The sequence below is a fragment of the Elizabethkingia bruuniana genome (assembly GCF_002024805.1).
Classification (GTDB): Bacteria; Bacteroidota; Bacteroidia; order Flavobacteriales; family Weeksellaceae; genus Elizabethkingia; species Elizabethkingia bruuniana.
This window is the reverse complement of the sequence record NZ_CP014337.1, coordinates 1,293,768-1,308,354: the sequence shown is the minus strand read 5'-3', so window position 1 is coordinate 1,308,354 and position 14,587 is coordinate 1,293,768. Positions and strand designations below refer to the sequence as shown.

Annotated in this window: 17 protein-coding genes; 6 read left to right on the top strand and 11 right to left on the bottom strand. The window is 35.8% G+C overall.

What is annotated here, in order from left to right; genetic code table 11:
* Positions 1-31: 31 nt before the first annotated feature.
* From AYC65_RS06150 to gpmI, 8 genes are all read right to left on the bottom strand, one after another.
* A complete protein-coding gene (locus tag AYC65_RS06150; RefSeq protein ID WP_034867725.1) occupies positions 32-526 on the bottom strand; it encodes a hypothetical protein in 495 nt (164 codons plus the stop codon).
* A 45-nt stretch (positions 527-571) separates the two neighbouring features.
* Positions 572-1,447: a GTPase Era gene (era, locus tag AYC65_RS06145; protein WP_034867724.1), complete on the bottom strand. Its 876-nt coding sequence runs from the start codon at positions 1,445-1,447 to the stop codon at positions 572-574.
* A 159-nt stretch (positions 1,448-1,606) separates the two neighbouring features.
* Complete coding sequence (locus AYC65_RS06140; protein WP_034867723.1) at positions 1,607-2,374, bottom strand: class I SAM-dependent methyltransferase; 768 nt, start codon at positions 2,372-2,374, stop codon at positions 1,607-1,609.
* A gap of 3 nt (positions 2,375-2,377) precedes the next feature.
* Positions 2,378-3,187, bottom strand: coding sequence for a type I methionyl aminopeptidase (gene map, locus AYC65_RS06135; protein ID WP_034867721.1), 810 nt, complete (start codon positions 3,185-3,187; stop codon positions 2,378-2,380).
* 89 nt (positions 3,188-3,276) lie between these two features.
* Positions 3,277-3,705: a BT0820 family HAD-type phosphatase gene (locus AYC65_RS06130; protein ID WP_034867720.1), complete on the bottom strand. Its 429-nt coding sequence runs from the start codon at positions 3,703-3,705 to the stop codon at positions 3,277-3,279.
* 42 nt (positions 3,706-3,747) lie between these two features.
* Complete coding sequence (locus tag AYC65_RS06125; protein ID WP_034867718.1) at positions 3,748-4,005, bottom strand: hypothetical protein; 258 nt, start codon at positions 4,003-4,005, stop codon at positions 3,748-3,750.
* A 10-nt stretch (positions 4,006-4,015) separates the two neighbouring features.
* Positions 4,016-4,507, bottom strand: a complete 492-nt coding sequence (locus tag AYC65_RS06120) for a GNAT family N-acetyltransferase (protein ID WP_034867717.1) — start codon at positions 4,505-4,507, stop codon at positions 4,016-4,018.
* Between the two features lie 7 nt (positions 4,508-4,514).
* Positions 4,515-6,038, bottom strand: a complete 1,524-nt coding sequence (gpmI, locus tag AYC65_RS06115) for a 2,3-bisphosphoglycerate-independent phosphoglycerate mutase (RefSeq protein ID WP_034867715.1) — start codon at positions 6,036-6,038, stop codon at positions 4,515-4,517.
* Positions 6,039-6,173: 135 nt separating this feature from the next.
* Between gpmI and AYC65_RS06110 the strand changes: the two genes are divergently transcribed.
* From AYC65_RS06110 to AYC65_RS06095, 5 genes are all read left to right on the top strand, one after another.
* Positions 6,174-6,497, top strand: a complete 324-nt coding sequence (locus AYC65_RS06110; protein WP_034867713.1) for a translation initiation factor — start codon at positions 6,174-6,176, stop codon at positions 6,495-6,497.
* A gap of 134 nt (positions 6,498-6,631) precedes the next feature.
* A complete protein-coding gene (locus AYC65_RS06105) occupies positions 6,632-7,486 on the top strand; it encodes a nucleoside phosphorylase (RefSeq protein WP_034867711.1) in 855 nt (284 codons plus the stop codon).
* 22 nt (positions 7,487-7,508) lie between these two features.
* Positions 7,509-7,688, top strand: a complete 180-nt coding sequence (locus AYC65_RS06100) for a hypothetical protein (RefSeq protein WP_034867710.1) — start codon at positions 7,509-7,511, stop codon at positions 7,686-7,688.
* 57 nt (positions 7,689-7,745) lie between these two features.
* Positions 7,746-7,916: a hypothetical protein gene (locus tag AYC65_RS20720; RefSeq protein WP_157877510.1), complete on the top strand. Its 171-nt coding sequence runs from the start codon at positions 7,746-7,748 to the stop codon at positions 7,914-7,916.
* A 449-nt stretch (positions 7,917-8,365) separates the two neighbouring features.
* Complete coding sequence (locus AYC65_RS06095) at positions 8,366-8,794, top strand: CBS domain-containing protein (protein ID WP_024564093.1); 429 nt, start codon at positions 8,366-8,368, stop codon at positions 8,792-8,794.
* 110 nt (positions 8,795-8,904) lie between these two features.
* On the opposite strand, the gene AYC65_RS06090 is transcribed toward AYC65_RS06095, so the two are convergent.
* Positions 8,905-9,465 (bottom strand): DNA-3-methyladenine glycosylase I, encoded by a 561-nt coding sequence (locus tag AYC65_RS06090; protein WP_034867708.1) that lies wholly within the window; start codon positions 9,463-9,465, stop codon positions 8,905-8,907.
* 124 nt (positions 9,466-9,589) lie between these two features.
* Between AYC65_RS06090 and AYC65_RS06085 the strand changes: the two genes are divergently transcribed.
* On the top strand, positions 9,590-9,928 hold the full coding sequence (locus tag AYC65_RS06085) for a hypothetical protein (RefSeq protein ID WP_034867707.1): 339 nt from the start codon (positions 9,590-9,592) through the stop codon (positions 9,926-9,928).
* Positions 9,929-9,999: 71 nt separating this feature from the next.
* On the opposite strand, the gene AYC65_RS06080 is transcribed toward AYC65_RS06085, so the two are convergent.
* Both AYC65_RS06080 and AYC65_RS06075 read right to left on the bottom strand, forming a co-directional pair.
* Complete coding sequence (locus tag AYC65_RS06080; RefSeq protein ID WP_034867828.1) at positions 10,000-11,034, bottom strand: threonine aldolase family protein; 1,035 nt, start codon at positions 11,032-11,034, stop codon at positions 10,000-10,002.
* Between the two features lie 6 nt (positions 11,035-11,040).
* Positions 11,041-14,421 (bottom strand): trifunctional glycoside hydrolase family 18/polysaccharide deacetylase/glycosyltransferase family 2 protein, encoded by a 3,381-nt coding sequence (locus AYC65_RS06075; RefSeq protein ID WP_034867706.1) that lies wholly within the window; start codon positions 14,419-14,421, stop codon positions 11,041-11,043.
* Between the last annotated feature and the right edge of the window lie 166 nt (positions 14,422-14,587).

The window sequence follows — 14,587 nt, the reverse complement described above, 5'->3', positions numbered from 1 at the left end:
AAATAAAAAGGCCCTTTATCAGGCCTTTTTATTACATCTTTTGTATATCTATTTTCATTTTACATCTTTCAATGCCTTCTTTAGCTTTCTCAATGTATGAGTTTTCATAAAGTGATAGTGCGTATTCTTTATACTTCTCAATTGCTTTTTCATATTGCCGTGTATCTTCATAATAATATGCCCACTCCCTTGCAAGATTACTTTTATTAACGTCTTCAACAGATTCTGCTTTTGTCAGAATATCCCGAAGATCATCATAGCGCTTTGCTTCTGATAAAAGGTAAGAATAGTTAAGATAAGAAGCTCCATATTCCGGAGTAAAATCTATAGCTAGTTTATAATGCTTTTCAGCTTCTACGGCATCATTCTCTTTATTTTTTAAAAGCCAGCCTATATGGTTATGTGCTTTGCCATATTTAGGATCTTCCAATAAAATATTATTGAGTACCGCTTTAGCTTCTTCGTTTAGATCCTGACTGATCAGGTCATCCGCACGGTCAAATTCTGAATCTAAATATTCGTTCATCTTTGAAATTCTTTACTTAAAGATAAATGAATTTACTGAATTTATCTAGCGATAACCAAAATTTTTCAGGTCTCTGTCATTTTTACGCCAATCTTTTTTAACTTTTACAAAAAGATTAAGGTGAAGCTTCTTTCCAAAGAATTTCTCCAAATCCATTCTGGCCTCAGTCCCAACTTTCTTTATAGATTCTCCTTTATGACCAATGATAATCCCCTTTTGAGTTTCTCTTTCTACATAGATAATACTATCTATAAAGATCATTTCTCCTTTATCCTTAAACATTTCTGTAACAACTTCTACAGAATACGGAATTTCCTTTTCGTAGTTCAGAAGGATTTTCTCTCTGATAGCCTCATTTACAAAGAATCTTTCAGACTTATCTGTAAACTGATCTTTATCGTAGTATCCCGGACTTTCTGGTAATAAAGATTTTAATTTTGGCAAGATATATTCTGTATTATAAGCATTTAAGGCGGATATAGGTAATATTTCTGCCTTAGGAATCCTCTCGTGCCATAGCGCAACAGTTTCTTCAAGAACTTTCTGATCTGCCTGATCTACTTTATTGATAAGGATAAGTACCGGAACCGGGATTTTATTCAGCTTTTCAATAAGAAATTCTGAAGGTTGTGCTTTATCTGTAATATCTACAATGAAAAGGAAAACATCAGCATCTTGTAAACTCTCCTTCACAAATTCCATCATTTTCTCCTGTAATCCGTACTTAGGGTCTAAAACTCCCGGAGTATCAGAAAAAACAATCTGGACATCGTCCTCGTTATAAATACCAAAAATACGATGTCTGGTTGTCTGTGCTTTCTGGGTAACAATAGCCAGTTTCTCCCCCATTAACTGGTTAAGAAGCGTAGACTTTCCTGCATTGGGTTTCCCCACTATATTAACAAAACCTGCTCTGTGCATTATTTAATTTAAAATTGAAATATTAAAAAGATTTAAGTTTTTAAATCTTTTGCAAAGTTAACAATAAATAAAAGAATGACTAGCTTATTCTTTAACAGGTTATAATGATTGATTATTCAACAGCTATAAAGAAAAGGCTTACAATAAGATATAAATTCACTAATGTTTAAAAACTACCGGAAGAATTTCATTCACCAGCAATCCGTAACGTTTCTGATCTTCTAAAGAAAACTTTTGAGAATATAAATTGATATCTACATCAAACCCAACTTTTTTAAGACGGTCAAAATAATCCATCCCATACCAACGAACATGATCATACTGCCCAAAATGCTTCTGACGCTCTTTAGGATCTGTTATACTAAAATCTTCATAAGTATGCTCCAAACTAGTTCTCATAGGGACCTGCAAAATTCCCCATCCGCCCTTTCGCATTACACGGTATAATTCGGACATCGCTTTGGAATCTTCTACAATATGTTCTAAAACATGATTACAAATAACAATATCATAAGATTCATCTTCAAAAGGAAGATCTAATACATCTGCCTTTACATCTACAATCGGAGAGAAAAGATCCGCAGAAGTATATTCCAGATTTTTTTGTTTTTTGAATTTTCTTAAAAACTCCTGCTCAGGAGCGATGTGAAGTACTTTGTAATTTTTGGTAAAAAAATCAGTTTCACGTTCCAGATAAAGCCACATTTGGCGGTGCCTTTCCAGTGAAAGAGTTCCGGGAGAAAGTGCATTTTCCCGTTGCTTCCCGTAGCCATACGGAAGGAATTTACGATAAGATCTACCGTCTATAGGATCAGTAAATTTATCTCCTTTAAAAAAGGATATAATTAAAGGACGCGCCACAATGCTTAATCGAATAAGCATAGGGCGCGGTAATTTATTTAAAAGAAATTTTGCTACTTTCTTCATTTGTTAGAAATCCATCTGGAAAGCTTTTTCCTCATCGGATTTAATACCTAATGCATCGTAGATATATTGGAATGTAGATAACAGTACTGGTTTTCCATTTACTACAGCTACATCGTGCTCAAAGTGTGCAGAAGGCTTATTATCCTGAGTTGTTACAGTCCAGCCATCAGAGTGAAACTTCACCTTTTCCGTTCCCATATTAATCATAGGCTCGATAGCAATAACTAATCCGTCTTTAATTACTTTTCCGGAACCTTTTCTACCATAGTTAGGTACCTGCGGTTCTTCGTGCATTTGTCTTCCAACACCATGCCCTACTAATTCGCGTACTACTCCGTAACCATGTTTTTCTGCATGCTCCTGAACTGCATAAGAGATATCTCCGATTCTCTTTCCACGGATACACTGAGCTATACCTTTATAAAGACTTTCTTTAGTTACCTGCAAAAGTTTTTTTGTTTCAGGAGACACTTCTCCAACTTCAAAAGTATATGCATGATCTCCAACAAAGCCATTCATGTATGTTCCACAGTCTACAGAAATAATATCACCATCTCTCAATGGTTCATCTGTAGGGAAGCCATGAACAACCTGCTCATTCGGGGACATACATAAAGAGTTTGGAAAACCTCCATATCCAAGAAATGCCGGTTCTGCACCGTGGTCTTTAATATACTCGAATGCAAGTTTATCTAAGTGCTTAGTTGTTACACCAGGTTTAATCTCCTTGGCTAACATTCCTAAAGTTTTTGAAACCAACTGAGCGCTTTCACGCATTAATTTGATTTCGTCTATTGTTTTTAACTGAATCATTTTTATTTAAATGTAGCAATTTACCCATGTAAGAATGTAACAATAATTGATACATTGGTAAATCGTTATATTATTACATTATATATATGTTACCAGAAAAGACCTTTTTTCTTTTCTTTTTTCAACTTTGAGTAAGCTAAAACTTCTCCGCCTGCTACACGGAATTCAATTTTCTCTTTAATGATGTTGTAAATTTCGCCCCATCCAGGAAATCCACCTAGGTTTCTGTCATCAATAAACATATCAGCATCGATTTTACGGCTGTGTGTTTCAGAATCAAAAACTTCACCTTCAAAGCTGGAATTTACAGCATAAAATTCTAATCCGTTTTTCTTACAAAAATCAACAGCATCCTGCAGAGCCTGCCCGCTTCTGTATGTCCATAAAATCAAACGATAACCTTCTGATTGTAATTTCAGCAATGTTTCGAATGCAAAAATTTTAGCTGGTCCTACTCCCGGATATGCATCGTCTACAATTGTTCCGTCAAAGTCTATCGCTAGTTTTTTATTTATCATCTGTATTAAAAATTTGAGTGCAAAGATACGAAAATATAGAACTTAATCCCGTCCCTTTATTAAGCGAATTATCGCGAAATAAATAACGTAAAGCCATCCCAATACACCATGGATAATTGCCCACAGAATAGATTTATTTCTATCCCATGATATGACTACTGCTATAATTGCTCCCAAACCTAGTCCGGAGTTTGTTACGGTATCTCTAATATCAGTGTTAGCATCTGTAGTACCAGACTGAGCCAACAACATATTGGAAAAAATTAACAATAGTGCAACTACCTGTATATTCTTTTTCATATCAGCTAATTTATATAATCTTTTTCAGCATCCAGATATCACATCCTGTATGCCCTGAATTTCCTAAAGGAGCAGATAACTGTTCGAATCCCTGCTTTTCATAAATACTGATTGCCTTACCAAAAGCCGGTAAGCTTTCAAGATAAATGTGAGTATATCCAAACTTTTCAGCCTGTTCATAGCATTTTTCCATAAACAATCTTCCGACACCCGTCCCTCTGGCTTCTTTGGAGATATAGAATTTCACCAATTCTACATGCCCTTCAGGCAATCCTTCAGTAGGATAAAGTCCACAACTTCCTATTACTCTATCTTCGATTTTAGCAACAAAAAGTACTGATCCTTTGGCATCAAATACTTTAGACAAATGATCTGTTGTAGGATCAACATAAACAGTACCTTCTGTAGGTGCTTTATATTCATCAAAAACACCGCGGATCATAGATGCCAAAGCACTATCATCCGCAGCCTGTATTGTTGTAATTATTACTTCCTTATCCATTATAGAATTAAGAAACAAGAATATCTCCCGTCATTTCTTCCGGAATATTTACGCCCATTACTTTAAGGATTGTAGGTGCTACATCTCCCAATTTACCATCTTTCACATTCCATGTGTGATCTTTATCCATTACAATAAAAGGTACAAGATTGGTTGAATGCTGTGTATTGGGAGACCCATCAGGATTTACCATAACATCAGAATTACCATGATCTGCCAAAATAAATACAGCATATCCGTGATTATAAGCTGTAGTAGCTACTTTTTCAATACACTTATCTACTGTTTCAGCAGCTTGTACTGCAGCCTGGAAAACACCTGTATGTCCTACCATGTCGGTATTCGCAAAATTCAGGCAGATAAAATCTGCACTTCCTTTTTCCAATTCCGGAACAATAGCATTGGTAATGTCATAAGCCGACATTTCCGGTTTGAAATCATAAGTAGGAACATCCTTAGGACTTGGACACAAAATCCTTCTCTCCCCTTTGAACTCCTCTTCACGTCCTCCTGAAAAGAAGAATGTAACGTGCGGATATTTTTCAGTTTCAGCAATACGAATCTGTGTTTTGTTGTTTTCCTCCAGAATCTGTCCCATAGTATGTGTAATGATATTTTCATCATACACCACTTTTACATTATGGAAGGTTTTATCGTAGTTGGTTAAAGTCACATAGTATAAAGGAAGCTTGTGCATTTCGTAGTCAGGGAAATCTTCCTGAGAAAGCGCCATGGTAATTTCACGCCCTCTGTCTGTTCTGAAATTGAAACAGAATACGACATCATTAGCTTCTATTTTAGCAACAGGCATTCCGTCCTGAGTACAGATAATTGGTTTTAGGAATTCATCTGTTATATCTTCCTCATAAGATTTCTGAATAGCTCCTACCGGGTTATTGGTTGCTAATCCAATACCATTTACCATAGCATCGTAAGCAATACGTACACGCTCCCAACGCTTATCACGGTCCATTGCGTAATAACGTCCAACAATTGTTGCCAGTTTTCCGGTTTTGGTATCCATAAACTCTATAAGATCCTGAATAAATCCTTTTCCGGAATGCGGATCACAGTCACGTCCATCTGTAAAAGCATGAACAAAGACATTTTCTAATCCATAATCATCTGCTGCTTCCAAAAGCCCTTTCAGGTGATTAACATGCGAATGTACCCCTCCGTCGGAAACTAATCCTATAAAGTGAATCTTCTTATGGTTGTCTTTTGCATATTTAAAGGCAGCAAGGATTTCCTGTTCATTCCCCAGTGTTTTGTTTTCCACTGCCATGTTTAGCTTTACAAGATTCTGAAAAATTACACGTCCGGCTCCAAGATTCATGTGCCCTACTTCAGAATTCCCCATTTGTCCTGCTGGTAAACCTACAGCCAAACCACTAGCTTCTAGTTTGCTGTGAGGGTATTTTTGTAAACATGAATCAATAAACGGTGTGTTGGCCTGCGCGATGGCAGAAACTTTGGGATCTAAACCTAATCCCCAGCCATCCAGGATGGCTAATATTGCTTTTTTAGACATTTCAGAATTATATTTAACTTAACAAATATACGAAACAATGCACTAAATAGTAAGGAATTTCACAGGTTTTATGAGGTAAATACCCTGAAAAATTGTAACTTTTCTTACTTTTGTTTACTAGTATTATAAAATAAAATGGATTTAAGAGATCAGTTAAAAAATCTTTTTCCTGAACACGAGGAGCAGGATTTCGAAATGCCTGAAGAAAAGTTTGAACAAAAGGGTGCCCTTGTCTGCAAGTTTGAAAAAAAAGGACGCAATGGTAAACCTGTAACTTTAATTGAAGGCTTTGAGGGTGGCGATACAGAACTGAAAGAAATTTCTAAAAAAATCAAAACCTCATTGGGAATTGGTGGCTCCGAAAAAGACGGTGTCATTATTATTCAGGGAGATAACAGAGATAAGATTATGAAGCTTCTGCAGGAAATGGGCTACAAAACCAAACGTGTAGGCGGGTAATTTTTTTAAGTACGAAATTAGAAGTACGAAGTAAGAAAATATGAAGTACAGAAGTAAAAGACCAGAAATACAAAAAGTATTTTTTTATCTCCGAAATTCTTTTTAACTTCAATTCCTTTTTAAAATCGGAAATTATGATGAATAAACTAGCAGCATCCGAGTTGGTGCTTAATGAGGACGGAAGCGTATACCACTTGAATCTTCTTCCTGAAGATATCGCTGAAAAAATTATACTGGTTGGAGATCCGGACAGGGTTCCTAAAGTATCTCAATATTTTGACAAGGTTGAAATCAAAAAAAATAAGCGTGAGTTTTATACCCACACCGGAACACTGAGAGGTGAAAGAATTACGGTAATGTCTACAGGTATTGGTACTGAGAATATAGACATTGTAATGAATGAACTGGATGCTCTGGTAAATATAGACCTAAAAGAAAAGGAATTTAAAAAAGAACACAGCCCTTTAGAATTATTCCGTCTGGGGACTTGTGGCAGCGTAAATCCAGATGTAGAAGTAGACAACATGTTGGTAACAGAAAATGTTGTAGGATTAGATGGTCTTCTTCATTTTTATCAGGACTATCAGTTTGAAAATGAGTTTTCAAAAAACTTTTTAGAAAAATTCCCTTATCAAAATATCAAGCCATTACTTTATTTCTCTGATTGGGCTAAAGAAAGTGCGCACTACTATCAGGATGCTAAATATATTGGCAATACAGCCACTTTCCCGGGATTCTATGCACCTCAGGGAAGACAGTTAAGACTGAAAGCTCTGGACGACCAGTTCTTGGAAACTCTTAATGATCTTGGTGTAACCAATTTCGAAATGGAAACATCAGCTATTTACGGATTATCCAAATTATTAGGCCATAAGGCTATTACTGTTAACTGCGTTATTGCTAACAGACGCCGTGGAGAATTCTCTGCTGACCACCATGCATCTGAAAAGATGACAATTCAGTGGGTATTGGACAGAATTATTAAGTAATATTTTATTTATACAACATTATATGAAGCCTCTTACAAGAACCATTACAGGAGTAGTTTTTCTAATTATCTTCCTTACGCTCTATTTTCAGGGAAGTGATAATACCTTATATAGTTTTCTTGAAGGTTTATCCGTAGCTATTGGAATTATTTTTGTAACACGAGGCTTATATGAATTGTATAGAGCAAAAAATGTAAAATAAAAAAATCCCCGTTTTGGGGATTTTTTTATTATCTTAGAATCACACAAAATACTTAATATGAAAATTTTTATCAGAATACTGCCAATCATATTCCTCGGATTTTCTATCGGAAGATTTATAAAACATGATCTTACATTCGATAGTATTGTAATTGCTACAGCAGCAATCGGAATTTTAGGAACTGTATTTTTACTTTTTAATGAAAGAAAAGATTCAAAAACAGAATAATAAGATGAATACTTCAACAAAATTCAATCAGTTTTTTAAGCTCTTTTTCACTCTCATCATTCCCTATCTTGTCATAAGTGCAATACAGTATTCTCATATTTTCGTCAACAGCTTTTTAAAAGGCTTCTAACTGTTTGACATAAAGTTTCTTTTCTTCGAATAAATCTTCCGGAATTTCGTTCCCAACAAAATGGTCCTGATATCTTATTGACATCAGGACCAGAGGATTCTCTCAATACGAAAAATATATTCGTGAACTATCGTATTGCTCCTACTAAGTTACATAGTCAAACTGAAAATAACTAAAGAAACATAGTGATATATATTTCTGAAATATATCATAAGTAGTTTTTTTGTAATGCCTGTTTTTCAGGCTATCTTTAAGAAGGATTAATAAAAGGGCCCTTTATTATCTGTCAATTTATCGAAATTAAATTAAAGAAATAATTATGAAACAAAGAGTTCCCGTATCCCAAATTATGTCCAAAGAGCTCATTACTCTTAATCCAAAACAGTCGTTATATGAAGCTGAAAAACTATTCAAAAAGAATAATATCAGGCATATTCCCGTTGTTGAAAACCTAAAATTATTAGGCATGCTCAGTTATTCTGATTTATTAAAGATAAGTTATGCAGATGTGGATGACTCGGATGAAGCAGAAGACACTTCTGTTTCCACAGTTGTTTACGATATGTTTAGTATTCCGCAGATTATGACCAAAGCTCCTTTGACGGTAAACACAGAGACTACAATTAAAGAAGTGGTTGAAATTTTAGCCCAGCAAAGCTTTCATTCAATTCCTGTAGTAGATCATGACGAAATAAAAGGAATTGTAACCACCACTGATATATTAAATTACTTATTAGAGCAATACTAATATAACTGTAATAGGCTAAGAGGTTGTCCCAAAAATGTCGTATTGAATCATGTTGAAATACCTTTAATTTTTTGAGACAGCCTCTTATTGTTCAATTATAATAGTTTCTTTTAATTATTCCTTACAAAGCAACTTTCTATATGATCATCTACAACTCCGGTTGCCTGCAGATGAGAATAAATTACTGTTGATCCCAAAAATTTGAATCCTCTTTTTTTCAAATCTTTACTTATAGCATCCGATAAAGGTGTTGTAGCAGGTGCTTCTGTGTGATGTTTCCAATTGTTTATAATTCTTTCACCATTGGTGTAAGTCGAGATATAGTTATAGAAACTTCCGAATTCTTTCTGAAGTTCCATAAATAGTTTTGCATTGCTTATAGCTGCTAATACTTTGAGCCTGTTTCTTACAATTCCTGTATCCTGAAGTAATTCATCAATTTTTTTCTCATCATATTTAGCGATCTTCTTATAATCAAAATTGTCAAATGCTTTTCTAAAGCTTTCTCTCTTACGGAGAATGGTAATCCAGCTCAATCCTGCCTGAAAACTCTCAAGTATCATAAACTCGAACATAGTAGCATCATCCGTTGCCAGTCTCCCCCATTCTTCATCATGATATTTCTGGTACAACTCATCAGTTCCGCACCATGCACATCTTATTTTTTCCATATTAAATTTATTTACCCAAAAATAAACATTTAGTATATCATTAGGAAAGTTTTAACGTTCGCTAACATCCTTTCGGAATGCTTATTGAAAGTATAGTAAACATTAACCCCAAAATTCACGAACAATGAGTACTAATGAACAAAATGAGAATCTGGACAAAGCAAAACAGTTTGTAAATGATACCGAAAACAATCTGAAAGATTTCACAAAACAAACACAGGATGCTATTGGCAATTTATCGGATAAGGTAAAAAGCTACATCGACCAGAAAAAGAATGAAAATGAAGAACCAACGAAGGAAGGTTTCTTTGCCCATCTGAAGCAACAGGTATCAGACGCTTGGGAAGACACCAAAGATGCAGCAGAAAATGCTTGGGAAAGCACTAAAAACTTTGCAGATGATGCCTGGGACAAAACAAAGGATGCAGCCAATGACATCCAAGACAATATAAAAGGAAAATAGGCCCTAAACTGCCAATCATTTTTAATTATAATTTTACGGAGAAATGGCCTCAAGATCTTGAGGCCATTTTTTTATGCTAAACGCTTTAATGATGCTATAAAACTATCCACTTCTGCTTCCGGTGTTGCCCATGAAGTTATAAGCCTTATTGCTGATCTTTCTTCGTCTATTTTCTTCCAGACATAAAAATCAAACTCTTCAGCAAGCTTTTCAATCCATGAATTTGGAATAATCGGAAATAACTGATTGCTGTATGAATCCGTAAGGAAACTACAATGATAAGCTTCAAATGCAGCTTTTATTTTCATTGCTTTCTGATTAGCGGATCTTGCAAGGTCAAAATAAAGGTTATCTTTCATCAGTTCCATAAACTGAATACCAATTAGTCTTCCTTTAGCTAGTAAAGCTCCTTTCTGCTTTACATGAAATCCGAAATCTTCCTTCAATTCCGGATTTACAATAACAATAGCCTCTCCTATTAACGCTCCGTTTTTGGTTCCGCCCAGATAAAACACATCTGCCAAACGTGCTATATCTTCCGGAGTTACATCAGTACCTTCTACAGTCAGTGCATGGCCAAGACGAGCTCCGTCTACAAATAAGTATAGATTATTCTCTTTACAAAATCCAGACAAAGCTTCCAGCTCTTCAAGAGTATAATGTGTTCCTAATTCTGTCGTATTCGAAATATACAACATCTTAGGCTTTACAACATGTGGCTGATTGGTTACCGTATCCAGAACTTCTCTACAAGCTTCCGGAGAAAGTTTCCCATCTTCAGATCGTGCTGCATGAACCTTATGTCCCGTAGCCTCTATAGCTCCTGCTTCGTTAGTAAATATATGTCCGGACTCTGCAGAAATAACAGACTGGTGCGGCCTTAGTATTGAAGAAATCGTAAGAAGGTTTGCCTGTGTACCTCCGGAAACAAAATAAATATCTGCTTCCGGACTATTAAACCTTTCGTTAATCATATCTCTTGCCATGGCAGAATACTGATCACCACCATAACCAATTTGTTGTTCTCTGTTGGTCTCAACCAATGCTTTCAGAATATTTGCATGACATCCTTCTGCATAATCATTTTTAAAACTAAATCTGTTCATTATCATCTATACTGTTTCAGTAATATCTTTTACGTTACCTGTTCTCTTCAATACTCCCCAGCTTTGTAGCTCTCCTTTCAGTGCTTTTCTCAGCGATTTGAATAATACAATTAGCATTAACCAACGATAAATAATACGCTGTGGAATCAGCCATATAATCTTCATAAAGCTTGCTTTCTCCATAACAAGGGCAAAGCCTAAAGCCAGGGCATCAATAATAAGGAATAATAAGTAATAAATCCCTATTTTTTCTGCACTTCCTGTGAACAATCCTATCACCATCAACAGATCTGCCAAAGGAGAAAAGAAAGGTATAATATATTTGAAGACCAACATATCCGGTAACGCTATCATTCCTAAGCCTTTAAACTTCGGATTAAAGAAAGCATCTTTATTCTTCCAGAAAGTTTGTAATACCCCAAATGTCCAACGGAAACGTTGTTTCATAAACTGTTTCAGCTTTTCAGGAGCTTCGGTATAGGCAATTGCTTCCGTTTCGTTGCTTACAAAATATCCTTTACGTAAAATCTTTATGGTAAGATCACAGTCTTCAGCCAGTGTATCAATACTGAATCCACCAACTTCTTCAATTGCTTGTTTTTTAAACAATCCTATTGCGCCCGGAACTACAGTAATTGCATTGAATGCTTCGAATGCTCTTCTGTCAAAATTCTGGCTGCCTATATATTCCGTAGATTGCCATTGAGTAATTAGATTGATCTCATTTCCAACCTTTACATTACCAGCAACAGCACCCACATTTTTATCAGCATTACGGTACATGTTTTCCATCATCAGACGCACCGCATTAGGCATCAGCTGGGTATCTGCATCTATACATACTACATAGTCCGACGTCGAACGGTCGATACCATAGTTAAGTGCAGAAGCTTTACCTCCGTTTGCTTTACTCAATAAAGTTATATTGGTATGCCCATTAAAGGCTTCAAATGCTTTACTAAAGGTTTCATCTTTACTTCCGTCATCAATAAAAATGATATGGAAATTAGGATAATCACATTTCAATAAATTTTTAAGCGATTTTACAATATTGACTTCTTCATTATATGCCGGTACAATAATATCGACCTGTGGAAACTCGGTTAATACAACTTTAATCTGATGCTTTTCCTTTTGATATGACCTGTAAGAATATACCATCAGCCATATAAAACGAAGTGCTCCCAGCACCATGAAAACAATAAACATGGCAAAGAACAGATATCCCAGATAATATCCGCCTATAGCAATAGCACTTGTAACCTGGAAGATATAATAGCCCTTAGTTTTTGGCACTGGCGGCATTACCTGATCTTTCTTCATCCCAAGAAGGTTGGCTACTGTAGTAAATTTATAGCCTTTTTTCTGGAAATACTCTATTATTCTTGGTAAAGCCTGTATTGTAGCTTCTCTTGGGCCACCGGCATCATGTAACAAAATAATATTACCGTTTCCCTGGCTTCTGATGACTCTGTTGACAATAGTATCCGCATTAAAACCTTTTATTTCTCCTGCCTGCCAGTCTTCCGGGTCTATACTTTCCCCTACAGTAAGATAGTTACGCTCTCTACTGTCTGCCACAGGAATTATTTCCTGCAATGTTTCGGGTTCACTATCTGCATTGAAAGGCGCCCGGAACAAAATTGTACTATGCCCGGTAATACTTTCTATCAGCAAACGGGTGGCATCCATTTCCATTTTACTCCGCTGGGGGCTTACCTCCGCCATATTCGGGTGTGTGAAAGTATGGTTGCCTATTTCATGTCCTTCACGGTAAATACGCTTTACCAAAGGTATATTCTGCTCCGCCTGAATACCTAATATAAAGAACGTTGCCGGAACTTTATATTTAGACAAAATATCCAAAATCTTCGGTGTATATTCGGGATCCGGTCCATCATCAAAAGTAAGAACCATTACCTTTTCATTATCTTTCGGTTTACCCCATTTTTTCACCACAAACATAGATGGTAACTTTACATATTGCTCATCCGTGATCAGCATATGTTCTTTATCTACAACTGGTCTTATAAGTCCTGTATCCGGGCGGGAAGCCACATCCAAGATTTCACCTTCTCCCATATAATCTACATCCGAGCTGCTGGCAACATGCTGAAGTTTGTTAAAATCGAAATCCTGCATTCCTTTTTTGCTGATATCTCTTTTATAAAAACTCCACAATCTGTTATCTTCACTTCCCAATCTCCATAACGCTGTTCCTCCAAGCCCATACTCCGCAGCAAACCTTAGTGTATTGAAATTGGTTACAGCATCGGTGAATTCTACATGATGTAAACTCCCCTGCTGATCTTTATAATCATAACGCAGGTTATAAGTATCCTTATCGAATACAACTTTCGAGTTTGTTTCCCGTGCTGTAGACAAAGCTTCCTGATAAGTAACATCTGTTGCAGTTTTAGCTCCAGCCTTCCAGTCGTAACCGTAGCCGGCTAGTCCTAATACAATTTTTTCTGAAGGAATATTTTTAGCCACCTGATCTACCGCAGCTTCTATCCATTTCTGACTGGAAACCGGGCCAGGTTTGGTATCATTACTAAACTCATCATAAGCCATCAGAAAAATATAATCGTTGTAGCGGTTAAGCTGATCATAATTATAATCTTCATTGAACGGCATTACATCCTGAGTTACCAGCAAGCCTTCTTTATGAAATGCATTATATAAATTTTTCTGAAAATTAATCAGCGGCTCATTCGTAGGCTCTGATAAATTCTCCAGGTCTATATTAATACCGCTAAAATCATTGGCTTTTACATAATGCAAAAGATCTTTAATGAATTGGTCCTGCTTCTTCTGATCGGTCAGAAGAATATGAATTCCTCTCGGATCGAAATTACCTTTGTAATTATTTGAAAGCATCGGTAAAACCTTAACTTTAGATGCCTTTATAAGGTTGAAGCCTCGTTTGTCTATATCCAACTGTAATTTTCCGTCAGGATGAATAAAAAACCATTCCGGAATAATCATGTTTAGCTTGTTGATACTTCTTCTGAGGGAAAAATAAGACTGTGCATCCCAAGCAACATAATAAGCCGCACGAATAGGTGCAGCCATATTATAGTCTATGGTTGCAGCCTTTAATTTAGAGTTGTGAACTTTTAGTCCCTTTTTCTGATGCTTTTTGATATATTCTCTGAATCCCTGATATTTACGAATACTTTTACTTTCATTCGCAGTTGTTTTACTTAAAAGTACATCCTGAGAGATTTTACCAGACGTATTCAGATTCGGAATGCTGGGTATAAAGGCTTTTCTGAAAGCGATAAACAATATAATCCCTGAAAGGATTAAGATAAACACGAGAATACGGGAAGCCCATTTGAACCGTTTCCATCGTGTAGGACTGTTGGTCTGAAAAATTTGCATTTAATTAATAAGTAGTGTTACAAAGATACTTCACGAATAAATAAATATTATACCATTTCTTATAATACACGGAAAATTGTTACATAATTAACACTGCTTAAAAATAGATTAAAGTAAAGTCTGTAGCCGGCAGAATTGGTCTAATTATTTTTTTGGTTTAAATTTG

Excerpts from the sequence above, each read along its gene's own strand:
- AYC65_RS06110 (WP_034867713.1), top strand. The coding sequence starts at position 6,174 with ATGGATTTAAGAGATCAGTTAAAAAATCTTTTTCCTGAACACGAGGAG.
- AYC65_RS06105 (WP_034867711.1), top strand. The coding sequence starts at position 6,632 with ATGATGAATAAACTAGCAGCATCCGAGTTGGTGCTTAATGAGGACGGA.
- AYC65_RS06100 (WP_034867710.1), top strand. The coding sequence starts at position 7,509 with ATGAAGCCTCTTACAAGAACCATTACAGGAGTAGTTTTTCTAATTATC.
- AYC65_RS20720 (WP_157877510.1), top strand. The coding sequence starts at position 7,746 with ATGAAAATTTTTATCAGAATACTGCCAATCATATTCCTCGGATTTTCT.
- AYC65_RS06130 (WP_034867720.1), bottom strand. The coding sequence starts at position 3,705 with ATGATAAATAAAAAACTAGCGATAGACTTTGACGGAACAATTGTAGAC.
- gpmI (WP_034867715.1), bottom strand. The coding sequence starts at position 6,038 with ATGTCTAAAAAAGCAATATTAGCCATCCTGGATGGCTGGGGATTAGGT.
- AYC65_RS06085 (WP_034867707.1), top strand. The coding sequence starts at position 9,590 with ATGAGTACTAATGAACAAAATGAGAATCTGGACAAAGCAAAACAGTTT.
- AYC65_RS06095 (WP_024564093.1), top strand. The coding sequence starts at position 8,366 with ATGAAACAAAGAGTTCCCGTATCCCAAATTATGTCCAAAGAGCTCATT.
- AYC65_RS06075 (WP_034867706.1), bottom strand. The coding sequence starts at position 14,421 with ATGCAAATTTTTCAGACCAACAGTCCTACACGATGGAAACGGTTCAAA.
- AYC65_RS06090 (WP_034867708.1), bottom strand. The coding sequence starts at position 9,465 with ATGGAAAAAATAAGATGTGCATGGTGCGGAACTGATGAGTTGTACCAG.
- AYC65_RS06125 (WP_034867718.1), bottom strand. The coding sequence starts at position 4,005 with ATGAAAAAGAATATACAGGTAGTTGCACTATTGTTAATTTTTTCCAAT.
- map (WP_034867721.1), bottom strand. The coding sequence starts at position 3,187 with ATGATTCAGTTAAAAACAATAGACGAAATCAAATTAATGCGTGAAAGC.
- era (WP_034867724.1), bottom strand. The coding sequence starts at position 1,447 with ATGCACAGAGCAGGTTTTGTTAATATAGTGGGGAAACCCAATGCAGGA.
- AYC65_RS06140 (WP_034867723.1), bottom strand. The coding sequence starts at position 2,374 with ATGAAGAAAGTAGCAAAATTTCTTTTAAATAAATTACCGCGCCCTATG.
- AYC65_RS06150 (WP_034867725.1), bottom strand. The coding sequence starts at position 526 with ATGAACGAATATTTAGATTCAGAATTTGACCGTGCGGATGACCTGATC.
- AYC65_RS06080 (WP_034867828.1), bottom strand. The coding sequence starts at position 11,034 with ATGAACAGATTTAGTTTTAAAAATGATTATGCAGAAGGATGTCATGCA.
- AYC65_RS06120 (WP_034867717.1), bottom strand. The coding sequence starts at position 4,507 with ATGGATAAGGAAGTAATAATTACAACAATACAGGCTGCGGATGATAGT.